Annotated in this window: 12 protein-coding genes; 5 read left to right on the forward strand and 7 right to left on the reverse strand. The window is 68.5% G+C overall.

The features are described from left to right. The first annotated feature begins 4 nt into the window (after positions 1-4). Entirely contained in the window at positions 5-565 is a 561-nt protein-coding gene (locus tag C438_RS03170) for a helix-turn-helix domain-containing protein (protein ID WP_004967816.1), read from the forward strand. Positions 566-610: 45 nt separating this feature from the next. Here the strand turns inward: C438_RS03170 and C438_RS03175 are convergent, their stop codons facing one another. Further along, positions 611-844 (reverse strand): hypothetical protein, encoded by a 234-nt coding sequence (locus C438_RS03175; RefSeq protein WP_004967817.1) that lies wholly within the window; start codon positions 842-844, stop codon positions 611-613. Between the two features lie 162 nt (positions 845-1,006). Between C438_RS03175 and C438_RS03180 the strand changes: the two genes are divergently transcribed. From C438_RS03180 to C438_RS03190, 3 genes are all read left to right on the forward strand, one after another. Continuing rightward, positions 1,007-1,786, forward strand: a complete 780-nt coding sequence (locus C438_RS03180; protein ID WP_004967818.1) for a DICT sensory domain-containing protein — start codon at positions 1,007-1,009, stop codon at positions 1,784-1,786. A gap of 90 nt (positions 1,787-1,876) precedes the next feature. Beyond that, positions 1,877-2,233 (forward strand): hypothetical protein, encoded by a 357-nt coding sequence (locus C438_RS03185; protein ID WP_004967819.1) that lies wholly within the window; start codon positions 1,877-1,879, stop codon positions 2,231-2,233. A 128-nt stretch (positions 2,234-2,361) separates the two neighbouring features. Then, entirely contained in the window at positions 2,362-2,733 is a 372-nt protein-coding gene (locus tag C438_RS03190) for a winged helix-turn-helix transcriptional regulator (RefSeq protein ID WP_049917703.1), read from the forward strand. A gap of 22 nt (positions 2,734-2,755) precedes the next feature. On the opposite strand, the gene C438_RS03195 is transcribed toward C438_RS03190, so the two are convergent. From C438_RS03195 to glmU, 3 genes are all read right to left on the reverse strand, one after another. Then, entirely contained in the window at positions 2,756-3,199 is a 444-nt protein-coding gene (locus C438_RS03195; RefSeq protein ID WP_004967821.1) for an Rrf2 family transcriptional regulator, read from the reverse strand. Between the two features lie 213 nt (positions 3,200-3,412). Then, entirely contained in the window at positions 3,413-4,924 is a 1,512-nt protein-coding gene (locus tag C438_RS03200; RefSeq protein ID WP_004967822.1) for a response regulator, read from the reverse strand. A gap of 96 nt (positions 4,925-5,020) precedes the next feature. Further along, positions 5,021-6,301, reverse strand: a complete 1,281-nt coding sequence (glmU, locus tag C438_RS03205) for a bifunctional sugar-1-phosphate nucleotidylyltransferase/acetyltransferase (protein ID WP_004967823.1) — start codon at positions 6,299-6,301, stop codon at positions 5,021-5,023. Positions 6,302-6,720: 419 nt separating this feature from the next. Between glmU and C438_RS03210 the strand changes: the two genes are divergently transcribed. Further along, a complete protein-coding gene (locus C438_RS03210; RefSeq protein WP_083899937.1) occupies positions 6,721-7,809 on the forward strand; it encodes a guanosine monophosphate reductase in 1,089 nt (362 codons plus the stop codon). 695 nt (positions 7,810-8,504) lie between these two features. Here the strand turns inward: C438_RS03210 and C438_RS03215 are convergent. The 3 genes from C438_RS03215 to C438_RS03225 all read right to left on the reverse strand — a co-directional run bounded on the left by C438_RS03215 (position 8,505) and on the right by C438_RS03225 (position 12,071). Beyond that, on the reverse strand, positions 8,505-9,275 hold the full coding sequence (locus C438_RS03215) for an IclR family transcriptional regulator (RefSeq protein WP_004967825.1): 771 nt from the start codon (positions 9,273-9,275) through the stop codon (positions 8,505-8,507). A gap of 72 nt (positions 9,276-9,347) precedes the next feature. Continuing rightward, positions 9,348-10,718, reverse strand: a complete 1,371-nt coding sequence (locus tag C438_RS03220; RefSeq protein ID WP_049917704.1) for an MmgE/PrpD family protein — start codon at positions 10,716-10,718, stop codon at positions 9,348-9,350. Positions 10,719-10,742: 24 nt separating this feature from the next. After that, entirely contained in the window at positions 10,743-12,071 is a 1,329-nt protein-coding gene (locus tag C438_RS03225) for an MmgE/PrpD family protein (protein ID WP_004967827.1), read from the reverse strand.

Consider the following 12,071-nt stretch of genomic DNA (forward strand, 5'->3'; position numbering starts at 1 on the left):
CGCGATGACCCGACGCGACCTCGTGGACGACGTTCTCTCGGCCTCGGACGAGCCTCCCGGACCGCTGACCGACGAGAGCGCCGCCGCCGAGACGACGGACGAGACCGATATCCCCCCGGAGTCGTCCGACGACGACCTCCTCGACGCGCTCGGCGACGACGTCTCCCGGGACGTACTGCTGGCGTGCAACCGCGCGCCGATGACCGCCGAGGAGCTCGCCGAGACCTGCGACGTCTCCGAATCGACCATCTACCGCCGGCTCGAAACGCTGTCGAGCCTCGGACTGGTCGAACGGACCCAGCGGGTCGACGCGCCGAGCAAGACGTGCTACGAGACGGCCGTCGACGGGCTCTCGATTCACCTCGGCGACAGCCTCCGCGTCGAGGCGGGGTCGAGCAACTACGTCGTCGACGCGATGCGAACGCTTCTGGCCGCCATCGACGTCCAACAGCTCGCGTACGACCGCGAGCAAAACAGCGTGGACGTTCGGTTCCGACTGGCTCCGCACCTGCTCGACTCGCTCGTGGAACTGTACGTCAGAGACACGAGCTCCCGCGAGAAGTAGTCCGCCGGCCGTCGATTCGGTGGCTCGCGCCGTCTCACCGCCCCCTCACCGCCGCCACGACCCGTCGACTTCGCCGAGGACGAGCGCGAGCGCGTCTCTCGCGCGGCCGACCGCGATGAGTTCGCGGGCGGTCGCGGCGGTGAGGGGACCGATGGACTGCGAGGACGCGAGCCCCTCGACGATGTCGGGCACCTCGGTGGCGAACCACGAACTGGCGTCAGTCCCGGATTCGTCGTCGACCCCCGCGGACGACCGAGAGTGGGGTGCGTCGGAAATCATACTGAATGTACACGCTCGCGGGGCATAGTTAGGAATCTGAACACCTTCGGTAACGACCTCCTTACTCGTCGGAGTCTCGGGGTCACGAGCCGATTGCCGGCTCTCTCATACCACATTATTGCAAAGAATAATAACCCGCTGGAGCGTTCCGTGTAACCGGTAATGTCTCTCAGCGAACTCATTTCCGGCGTCGCCGCCGCGGAGCGAACACTGACGGTGTTCAATCCGACGCCCGGCGTCGCCGAGCGACTCGCCGAGCACTTCGCGGACCGAAACGTCTCGGTGGAGTCTGCGAGTTCCGACGAGGGTCCCTCGAACTACGCGGTGTTGGGTACCGGCGACACGTTCCACACGGCCGTCTCGATAGACGACCTCCTCAGACGACCCGAGGACGTCGAACCGGGCTTCGAACGCGACTCGTACGCGCCGATTCTCGACCATCTCGACGAGACGCTGTTTACCTCCTACGACCGCCGGCAGATGCTCAACGCCACCCGCGAAATCGAAGACCGCGCGTGGCGCGTCGGCGCGGGCGAACTCCACTCGGGCTTTCAGTCCGGCGGGAACCTCCGCCCGCAACTCGACACGTACCGCCGCCTCGGCGGCCGCGACGACCTCTCGGTCCACGCGTACATCTATCCGAACGGCGAGGTCCCGCAGGCGGACCAGTTCCAACTCCACCTCGCGCGCACCGACGAGATTCGCCGCTCCTGGTTCGTCGCCTACGACGGCAACGGCGTCGGCGACTACAAGTGCGCGCTCGTCGCCGAGGAGCCCGAACCGGGGTTCGGCTTCACCGGCTTCTGGACGTACGACCCCTCGACGGTCGACTACATCGTCAACCACCTCGTCTCGTCGTACTCGATTATCGAATCCGATGGCTCGGGCGACGACGCGGACGGCCGCCGCCGGATGACCGTCCGACCGAAAGGCTGTCGCTGACGCGGCTCACCTCGTCGGCGCGCCGCTCGCAGAATCAATTCGGAGAACCGGGCGCGAATACTTAGGAACGCCCGCCCGGAACCGTGCGGTATGGTTGACGGAATCCTCCTCGACGCCTCGCACCTGAAGGGCAAAGTCAAGGGCGGCCGCGCCGGGGCCGAAATCGCCGGGATGAGCTACATCGGCTACGAACTCGCGGTCACGGAGCGGAGCATCCACGTCTACGGCGACCACTGTAACGCCGACATCCAAGACGAGGAGTACCGCTATCTCGTCGTCCCCCTCGACTCGGTCCGGGGCATCGAACTGAAGGACCTGTCTGACCGCGGCCGGTGCCTGCAGATTCACGCGCTCGACGACGAGGTGGTGCTGTTCTCGGAGAACCAGACGAGCCTCTCGAAGAACCTCAAGCGCGTGTTCCTCCTCCTCTCGCGTCTCCTCGCCTGAGCGGACCGGCGCTCCGGTCGGCGACTGGTCGGCCGGTCGGTCCGTCGGCCCGGAGCCGAATCAGGTAACGTTTCGAAAGCAGGTGTACTAACCGAACCGCTAAAGAGGGACGGAGCCGATATGGTGGTATGGCCACGGATATGAACCTCGACGACGCCCCCTGTCCCATCATCGACTCGCTGAAGCAGATCGGGTCACAGTGGCGTCTCATCGTCCTCCACGACCTCCAAGACGGTGAAAAGCGGTTCAACGAGCTGAAGCGCTCGACCGGCGCGAGCTCGCGGACGCTCTCTCGCGTCCTCGACGACCTGCAGGAACACGGCTTCGTCGACCGCCGGATGGAGGAGGACGCGCCGGTCGCGACGTACTACTCGCTGACCGACAAGGGCGTCTCGCTGTGCCCGGTGTTCGACGAGATACAGGAGTGGGCCACCGAGTGGCTCGACGCTGAACACGACGAGGACGCGGCCGAGGCCGAGACGGTGCAGTCGACGGTCTGAACGCGCTCTACGACGCGCCGCGCTACGCTTCGAGCGGGTCGCCGTCCGCCGTCTCGACGATTTCCGCGTGGACGTCCGCGACGGTGACCGAGTCGAGTTCGTCGAGCATCGCCTGAATCGCCGGTTCGAGCAGTTCGACGAGCACCGGCTGGATGTGTTCGCCGACGGTGCACTCGTCGTTCGGTTCGTTCGTGTGGAAACAGAACGGCTCGGCGTCCTCCACCGCCTCGTAGATGTCGCGAAGCGTGATGGCGTCCGGCTCGCGGGACAGCGTGAAGCCGCCGGTCGGGCCGCGCTTGGAATCGACGAGGTCCGCCTCGCGGAGCGAACACAGGAGCTGACGGATGACCACCGGGTTCGTGTTGACGCTCCACGCGAGACGGTCGGAAGACAGCCGCTCGTCGCTCTGCACCGCCAAGTGAGTCAACACGTGCGTCGCGACGACGAATCGGCTGCTGTTCGACATACACGTTCTTTGGTGCTACGGGCATTTTAGATTTCACGGTGATGCGCCGATTTCGCCGGATTCCCCGCGGAACTGCCGTTTTTCAACTCCCGGCTCGGAACGGGGGTTCGGTGTCCGAATCCGATGGCGAGAACCGACCGGATGGGGTTCGGAACGGCCGAAAAGTAGACTCCAGACTGAACTCCCCGGCCGCGGCGACGCGCCCCGACCGATTCACTCCTCGCTTTGCTCCGCCCGCGGTTCCGCGCGGCTCCCTCGTCGCTCCTCGCTCGGTCGCGTTCCGTCTCTCCGCTCGTTTCCTGCCGCGTCGCCCGTTTTCGCGTCGCCCGCACCCGTATCGTCCGCTTCCGCGTCGCTTGCTTCCGTATCGCCCGTCTCGTTCCCGTCGGCGCGCGCCGGGAGCGCCTCGACGTCGGTCGCCCGCATGAGCGCGATGACCACGTTGTCGGCGACCTCCGCGGCGAACCTGCGCTCGTCGGTCCGCCACTGTCGCGGCTCGCCGACGTGTTCGTGACAGACGACGCCGACGACCTCGCCGCCCGACCTGACCGTCGCGTCGAGCATCGACGCGATGCCCTTCGGCCCGAGGTAGCCGTCCCGAAGCTCGGCGGTCGCCGGGTCGGTCCGAACGTCGTCGACGCCGAGCGACCGGTTCGCCGCCAGCGCCTCGAAGTACGACGGGTAGTTCGACGCGGTCAGCGTCGTCCCGGCGTTGTGCTCGCCCGACGACCGGTCGTACTGGTCGACACAGCGGAGCGTCTCGGCGTCGTCGAACAGCCAGACGCTCGCCCGCTCGACGTTCAGCACCGCCGCCATCGTCTCCGTGATTCGCGGCAGTGCGTCCTCGAACGACCCCCCGATGACCGCCTCGTCGGTCGCGAGGTCGACGAGCGCCCGCTGTTGGAGCTCGCGTCGCTCCCGCTCGCGGTAGGCCTCGGTCACGTCGCGGAAGACGGCGACGACGCCTTCGACCGCCCCGTCGTCGGTCCTGATGGGCGACATGCTGTCTTCGATGTAGCGCTCGCGGCCGTCGCTGGTGACGAGTTTCGTTCCCGCGGCGAGTTCGACCGGCCCGTCCGCCTCGGCGACGCGGCGCATCGGGTCGATGCGTTCGCCGGTCTCGCCGTCGACGAGGACGAGCACGTCCGAAAGCGGCTCGCCGACGGCGGCGTCGGCGTCGTAGCCGGTTATCTCCTCGGCGGTCCGGTTCAGTTGGACGACCGTCCCGTCGGCGTCGGTGGCGACGACGCCCTCGGCGATGGAGTTGAGGGTGACGCGGAGGTACGCCTCGCGCTCGCGGAGTCGCCGTTCCGCGCGCCGGTGGTCCGTGATGCGGACGAGCGTCTGCCGGAGGACGCCGTACTGCGCCGTCGGGTCGCCGCCCTTCTGGAGATAGCTGTCCGCGCCGAGGTTCAGCGCCTCGATGGCGACTTCCTCGCGGCTCCGCCCGGTGAAGATGACGAACGGCACGTCGGAGCCGCGCTCCTCTCGGAGCACCGACAGCAGTTCGAGTCCGGACATCTCCGGCATCTGGTAGTCGGAGACGACCGCGTCGAACGACTCCGACGCGAGCAGTGCCAGCGCCCGCCGCGGCGAGTCGGTCGTCACGACCTCGATTTCGTCGTCCGTCGATTCGAGAAACCGCTTTGTCAGCGCTAACAGCCCCTCGTCGTCGTCGACGTAGAGCACGCGCCTCGACGCCGACTCCCCCTCGCTCACGTCCATGTACTGTCGTGCCGATTCGCCGTTGTGTCTGATAACTGTTTGGTAGGTTAACTGTCACCAACGTGATGCGTGTCGCGGGTCGAGGCGGCCCTCGCGTCAGTCCTCGCCGGCGGTCGCCTCGTCGTCGGTCGCCGCGTGGCCCGTCGCCCCGTGGTCGCTCGCTTCGTCGCCCGCGTCGGTCTCGTCCACGCGGTCGTAGAGGACGGACTCGCCGGGTTTGACCGTCCCGCCGGTCGGGATTCTGACGCCCGCGTTCAGCGAGGCGTTGATGCCCGTTTTCACGTCGTCGCCGAGAATGACGCCGTACTTCCGGCGACCCGACGAGACGAGTTCGCCTTTGAGCATCTGCCGGACGGGTTCGCCGTCGTGGCGGAGGTTCGCCACTTTGGTCCCCGCGCCGAAGTTCACGTCGCGGCCGAGGAGGCTGTCGCCGACGTACGAGAGGTGGCCGACCGTCGCGCCCTCCATCAGGACGCTGTTTTTCACCTCGACGGCGTGGCCGACCTTGGCGTGCTCGCCGACGAGCGTGTGCCCGCGGACGTAGGCGTTCGGGCCGACGGTGGCCCCGCTCCGGACGAGCACCGGCCCCTCGATGACCACGCCGGAGCGCACCGTCGCGCCCGCCTCGACGACGACCGTCCCGTCGAGTTCGGCGCGCTCGGACACGTCGCCGTCGATTCGCGGTTCGAGTTCGCCGAGCTTCCACTCGTTGGCTTCGAGGAGCTCCCACGGCCGCCCCACGTCGAGCCAGCGGTCGAAGGCGACGCCGCGCACGTCGTAGGCCTCGCAGGTCGCCGCGAGCACGTCGGTCAGTTCGAGTTCGCCGCGGTCGCTCTCGTCCACGTCGAGCCAGCCGTGGGCCTCGGCCGGGAAGACGTACGCGCCGGCGTTGACGAGGTCAGACGGCGGGTCCGCGGGCTTCTCGACGACGCCGGTGACGAACCCCTCGTCGTCGGTGTCGAGGACGCCGTAGGAACTCGGGTCGGCGACGCGGAACGACCCGACGGCGGGCGTCCCCTCGTACAGCGTCGACAGCGTCGGCACGTCGTACAGCGCGTCGCCGTTGAGGACGACGAACGGCTCGTCGGGGTCGAGATGGGGGGCCGCGGCGCGGACCGCGTCGGCCGTCCCGCGCTGTTCCGACTGGACGGCGAACTCGACGGGGACGCCCCCGCGCTCGTCGCCGAAGTAGTCGCGCACGTCTCCGGCCTCGTAGCCGACGACGAGGGTGATGTCCGTCGCGCCCGCCTCGATGGCCGCGTCGGCGGTGTGTGCGACGAGCGGCCGGTCGGCCACGGGGAGCATCGGCTTCGGTCGGCGGTCCGTGAGCGGACGCATCCGGGTGCCGCGGCCGGCGGCGAGAATGACAGTCTGCATACCTCCCTAAGGGACTGCGCGGAAGAAATTTCTTCGGTCCGGACGGTATCGAGGCGGGGACCGCTCGTGGTGCTGTGGGTTGCCTCTGATCCACCTACCGATACCGACTCGAGGTGGGACGGTCGGTACGGCAACTATCTGTCAATATCAGTCTGACAAAACGCTTGCGAACTCCGAGCCGGATTCGAGTCCGGAACTCCGCCGTTCGCGCGTCGCGGTCGCTCGCGGACGGTTCGAACCACACGGCCCGCGAACGGCGAATACGTTGGGGTTACGATGGGTTGGAGATTCGCACGCGACGCGGCGCCGTGTGTTAGTGAACGGACGAACGCCAGCGTGTAATAGTTTCGTTCCGCGGCGACGCGAACCGCGTTCGTGGGCGTTATTACCGTTCCACCCTTCGGCTGTGGAGGGTTACGATGGAGATTCGCACAGGACTCTCTTACGGAGACGTATTGCTGGTTCCACAGCGCTCGCCGGTCGACAGCCGGAGCGACGTGGACCTCTCGACCAACGTGACGCCCGACTTGCGCCTCGATACGCCGCTCGTCAGCGCGGCCATGGACACCGTCACGGAAGCCGACCTCGCGGCGACGCTCTCGGGCCTCGGCGGCCTCGGCGTCGTCCACCGCTTCCTCGACGTGGACGAGCAGGCCGAACAGGTCCGCCGCGTCGCCGAGGCGGGCGGGACCGTCTCGGGCGCGGTCGGCATCAACGAGGACTACCTCGACCGGACCGAGGCGCTCCTCGACGCCGGCGCGGACGCGGTTGTGATGGACATCGCCCACGGCCACATGGAGCGGTGCCTCGACGCCGTCGAACGGATTCGAGACGAGTTCGACCCCGAAATCGTCGCGGGTAACGTCGTCACGCCGGCGGCCGTCGAAGACCTCTGGGAGGCCGGCGCGGGCTGTGTGAAAGTCGGCGTCGGGCCGGGGTCGCACTGTACGACCCGAGAGGTCGCGGGCGCGGGCTACCCACAGCTCACGGCCGTCTCGGAGTGCGCCGAGCGGGCGCACGACCTCGGCATCCACGTCATGGCCGACGGGGGGATTCGGACCTCCGGCGACGCCGCGAAGGCGCTCATGGCCGGCGCGGACACCGTCATGATGGGGAGCTTCTTCGCCGGGACCGACGAGGCACCGGGCCGGGTCGTCGAGGTCGACGGCGAGACGTACAAGCGCTCCCGCGGGATGGCCTCCACGGAGGCCGCGGACGACCGCGAGGACAAACAGAGCGACGTGGACGCCGGCGAGGGCGTCGAGGCGCTCACGCCCTACAAGGGCCCGGTCGAACCGCTCGTCGAGGAGTTCCTCGGCGGGATTCGCTCCGGGGTGAGCTACTGCGGCGGTCACACGCTCGCCGACGCCCGCGAGAAGGCCTCGTTCGTCCGCGTCGCGGCGAGCGCGAAGGAGCGCGAGGGCGCACACGGCGTCGTCTTCGCCGAGGGTCCCGTCGAGGTCGACGAGGAGGCCGAACGCGAGTTACAGGCACCGATGGCCGACTGACTCCGAGGTCGGGGAACCGACTCCCGACGCGACACCGCGCGGTGACTCACGACGCGACGCGAGACGACGCGGACCGCCACGCCGGCGACCGCGCCCTCGCCGAGCGACGGCGTTCGCGCTGACACACCGGCGTTATCGCGCCCGAATAATATTTCAGATTCGATAGTATTCGGCTGTTATTTTCGAATATTGGTAGTTATTGAGTTCGAGCACATGGCTTCGATTCGAGTTCGAACACTCGGCAACCGGGTCCACAGCGAGCCGACTGACCGATTTCTCTCGTCACCCCTAACACCGAAATTTCGCTCGAATAGCGCGTCAAACGCGCGAAAAACGCACCGTTCGTCCGCTTTGAACCGCCGCGCCGCGCTCGCATCTCGGACGGGGGAACTCGGCCACCGAATCGAGTTCGTCGCGCTCGTGACCCTCTCCGACGATGACTTATCAGGTTAGATTAGAACTATCTATACTGATACGTTTGTCGACGGGAACCGCCGAACTCGACCGGCTCGCGTGACTGCCGTATCCGTGTCACGAGCCGCGGAAGTCGGCTCGCCTCATCCGTGACAAACATAATTCTGTAATCCCTTTGGTGTCTGCCGGCTCGCGTCCGAACGACTCCGGGAACGGGCCGTCCGGCGTCAAACATCCGCGAAATACAGCTATGCCGAACCGTTGTTCTGCATCACTGACGACTACGAGTAGGTCGCGCGGATGCCGATGACGCGGGCGGCCTGCGTCACCATCTCGGGGACCTCCGTGTGGTACCACTCGCCTTTCATCCGGGTGGTCGGGCCGGAGACGCTAATCGCGCCGAGGATGGTCTCGTCGTCGGAGAGAATCGGCGCGCCGACCGCCCGCATGCCGGTGATGCGCTCTTCGTCGTTGAAGGCGTAGCCGCGCTCGCGAATCGTCGCCAACTCGGCTTCGAGGGCGTCGCGGTCGTCTATCGTCTTCGTCGTCAGGCGCGTCAGTTCGCCGTCGAGAATCTCCCTTCGGCGCTCCTCGTCGCAGAAGGCGAGATAGGACTTGCCGACCGACGTGGTGTGGAGGTCGACGGTCGTGCCGATGTGCGAGTCGGTCTGGAGGCCCTGTTCGGACTTCACCTGATAGATGTAGACGCCGCGGCCGTTCTCCTCGACCATCACCTGTCCGCGCTCGCCGACCGCCTCGACGAGGTCGTCCATCTCGCCGATGGAGGCGTGGTACAGCGCGTGTCGCGTCCGGGCGTGGTCGCCGAGGTCGAGGAACTTCAGGCCCAGCGCGTACTCGTCGCCCTGCCTGACGACGTAGCCGAGTTCCGCGAGCGTCTTGAGATGGTTGTGGGCCGTGCTCTTCGAGATGCCGAGGTCGTTCGCTATCTCCGACACCCCGCTCGCGTCGTGGTCCCTGATGTGTTCGACGATGCCGAACGAGGTTTTCGTAGCGCCGATTGTTCCCGTCGCATCGTTCCCGTTCGTGTTCATAGTTAGCAATCAGGGAGTGAGGTAATAATTGTTGGCGTTTTGTTCGGGCAGGCCGAACGAGTGTTCGCCTCACTACCGAGTCAGCGCGGCGACGGTCTCGCGGACCGGCCTCGAACCGACCGACGAGAGCGCGTCGAGCGCCGCGTCCGCGTCGTCGTCGCCGAGACCGAACGCGAGCAGGTCGCGGTTGCGCGAGTCGAGGTCGGTCGCCGACAGCGGGTCGCGGTAGTCGCCGCGGGGGTACTCGCGCTCGCCGACGTAGCGGCTCCCGTCGCGGGCGGTCACCTCGACGCGCGCCCCCCAATCGTCGGGGAACGCCCGCTCGAACGCCTCGTCCACGTGGAGGTGGACGCGTTCCGAGAGCCCCTGCACGGCCTCGTCGCCGAGCGCGTCGTCGAGGAAGTCGTCGAGTTCGACGCTCCCGTCCGCGACCCAGCGGGCGAGGACGTACGGCGTCGAGAACTTCGCCGCGGTGAGCGTCTCGGGCCGCGCGTGGCTCATATCGACGCCGTTGTGGTAGGTGTACACGTCGATTCGGTCCACGTCGTCGGGCGCGAGGTCGTCCGCGCCGGCGTCACGCAGGGCGTCGAGCGGGGCGTGGGTGTAGCGACACGACGGGTACGGCTTCTGGTAGGCCTCGGTAATCCACCAGTCGTCGCCGAGCGAGTCGAACAGCGCGGCGAACTCGCCGTCCGCGAGGAGCGTCTCGAACGGGTCGTAGACGGCCTCCATCGCCGCGGGCGACCCGCGGAGACCGGCGGCGGTCAGCGTCGCGGCGCTCACGCCGGCCTGCGCGGAGAACCCGGCGGTGACGTTCCGCGACGGCGCGCCCTCCGCGAAGGGGTCGTGCATGGAGACGACCGCGAGGTTCAGCGCGGTGCGGACCGTCTCGCGCACCTCGTCGGGCGACTGGCCCGCGCAGACGGCGGCGGTCAGCGCCGGCCCGAGCGTCGTCCACGTCGAGTGCGGGTCGCGGACGAGCCACGGAATCGCCTCGTTCATCCGCGCCTTCATGGCGAAGATGGCGTACTCGAAGCGCGCGCAGAGTTCGTACGAGCGGACGCAGGCCTCCACGAACGTCTCGCCGTCCACGTCGTTGGCCTCGGCGACGCCGACCGCGCCCGCGACGACGCTCGCGCCGACGTGGCCGCCGCGGTTGTGGCCCTCCTCTATCTCCTGTGTTATCGCGGCCGTCGCGTTCAACAGCGCCGCCTGCGACGGGTCGACCCGGCGGTCGGTCCCGAGGACGGACGCCGGGCCGTCGGCCAGTTCCGCGTCGCGGAAGACGCCCGCGTGTTGCGGGGCGGCCGCTCCGGCGACGGTCGCCGCGAGCACGTCCGCGACGATTCGCTCGCCGTCGGCGCGCACGTCGTCGGGGAGTTCGTCGGTCAGAAAGCCGTACACCTGTCGTTCCCAGTCTCTGACTGGCTCGTGTGAAATCATGGTCTCGGTGAGTGTCGGGGGCGCTCAGGCCCGGGTGAGGGCGCAGAGCACGCGGGGGGCGGCGGGTTCGGTCGCCGCGGTCCAGAGGTCGTCGACGCCGCCGTCGCCGATGACGGGCGCGACGAGTCGGTCGAACTTCGCTCGGAGCTCCGATTCGGTGAAGGGGTCGCGCTCGCCGCCGCGGGCGGCGCGCACCTCGCGGGCGTACCGCTCGCCGTCGACCGTCTCGACGGTGACGCGCGCGCCGCGCTCGTCGGGGGCGCGGGCCGCGAACTCCTCGGTGGCGACCACGTCCACGCGGCGAGCGAACCCGAGGGCGGTCTTCGTCAGCGCCTCGTCGGTGAACGCCTCCTTGCCGGTCTCGCCGGTCGTCAGCGCCGACGCGACGGCGAAGGGAACCGAGAACTTCGCCTGCAGGGCGTTGGCGGGCGCGGGTTCCGACAGCGCCGCCGCGGCGGGGTACGTCTCGACGGTGACGGAGTCGACCTCGGCCGCGACGACGCCCGTCTCGTCGACGAGGAGCGCCACGGCGTCGAGGGCGGCGTGGGTGTAGCGGCAGGCCGCGTGGACCTTGAAGTAGCCGCGCTCGATTTCCCAGCGCTCGCCGAGTCCGTCTGCGAGGGCGCTCCGGTCGGGACCGTCCGCGGCGACGGGTTCGAGGTGTCGGGCCACGCCGTCGTCGAGGCCGGTGAAGCCGGATTCGGCCTGGTCGACCGCGAGCAGGCCCGAGAGGTTACTCATCCCGACGTAGCCGTTTCTGACGGTCGCGCCCTCGGTGGCCGCCTCGAACCGGGTGTGCTGGGCGTAGTTCGCCGCGATGCGCATCGCGTCGAGCGTCGTCTCGGCGTCGAGGCCGCGGAGCCGGGCGACGGCCGCGGCGGTGCCGACGCCGCCCCACACGCCGTGGGGGTGCAGGCCGTCGGCGAGCGGGACGACCGCCTCGGCGGCGCGGACCGCCGCCTCGTAGCCGGCGACGAACGCCGTCAGGAACTCGTCGCCGCTCCGGTAGGCGGACTCGCCGTCCGCGAGGAGCGCGGGCAGGACGTGAATCGCCGGGTGGCCGGCCGCGAAGCGGTGGCCCTCGTCGAGTTCGAGGACGCTCCCGGCGGCCGCGTTGACGAACGCGGCGCGGTACGCGGTGGTCCGCTCGCCAGCCGTCCCCATGACGGTCGATTCGCCGCCGTTCTCGTCGGCCCACCGGCGCGCTAACGCGGCGACCGCGGGGTCCGACGCGCCGCCCAGCACCGCGCCGATGGTGTCGGCGACGACGAGGGACGCGCGCTCGACGACCGACGCGGGGAGGTCGGCCCGGTCGAGGTCGGAAACGAACGACGCGAGCGCTTCGTCCGTCAT

Origin of the sequence: Haloferax denitrificans ATCC 35960, from assembly GCF_000337795.1 — an archaeon.
GTDB lineage: Archaea > Halobacteriota > Halobacteria > Halobacteriales > Haloferacaceae > Haloferax > Haloferax denitrificans.

What these genes read in the sequence shown, in the direction of transcription:
- C438_RS03170 (WP_004967816.1), top strand. Translation starts at nt 5, where the DNA reads ATGACCCGACGCGACCTCGTGGACGACGTTCTCTCGGCCTCGGACGAG.
- C438_RS03175 (WP_004967817.1), bottom strand. Translation starts at nt 844, where the DNA reads ATGATTTCCGACGCACCCCACTCTCGGTCGTCCGCGGGGGTCGACGAC.
- C438_RS03180 (WP_004967818.1), top strand. Translation starts at nt 1,007, where the DNA reads ATGTCTCTCAGCGAACTCATTTCCGGCGTCGCCGCCGCGGAGCGAACA.
- C438_RS03185 (WP_004967819.1), top strand. Translation starts at nt 1,877, where the DNA reads ATGGTTGACGGAATCCTCCTCGACGCCTCGCACCTGAAGGGCAAAGTC.
- C438_RS03190 (WP_049917703.1), top strand. Translation starts at nt 2,362, where the DNA reads ATGGCCACGGATATGAACCTCGACGACGCCCCCTGTCCCATCATCGAC.
- C438_RS03195 (WP_004967821.1), bottom strand. Translation starts at nt 3,199, where the DNA reads ATGTCGAACAGCAGCCGATTCGTCGTCGCGACGCACGTGTTGACTCAC.
- C438_RS03200 (WP_004967822.1), bottom strand. Translation starts at nt 4,924, where the DNA reads ATGGACGTGAGCGAGGGGGAGTCGGCGTCGAGGCGCGTGCTCTACGTC.
- glmU (WP_004967823.1), bottom strand. Translation starts at nt 6,301, where the DNA reads ATGCAGACTGTCATTCTCGCCGCCGGCCGCGGCACCCGGATGCGTCCG.
- C438_RS03210 (WP_083899937.1), top strand. Translation starts at nt 6,721, where the DNA reads ATGGAGATTCGCACAGGACTCTCTTACGGAGACGTATTGCTGGTTCCA.
- C438_RS03215 (WP_004967825.1), bottom strand. Translation starts at nt 9,275, where the DNA reads ATGAACACGAACGGGAACGATGCGACGGGAACAATCGGCGCTACGAAA.
- C438_RS03220 (WP_049917704.1), bottom strand. Translation starts at nt 10,718, where the DNA reads ATGATTTCACACGAGCCAGTCAGAGACTGGGAACGACAGGTGTACGGC.
- C438_RS03225 (WP_004967827.1), bottom strand. Translation starts at nt 12,071, where the DNA reads ATGACGGACGAAGCGCTCGCGTCGTTCGTTTCCGACCTCGACCGGGCC.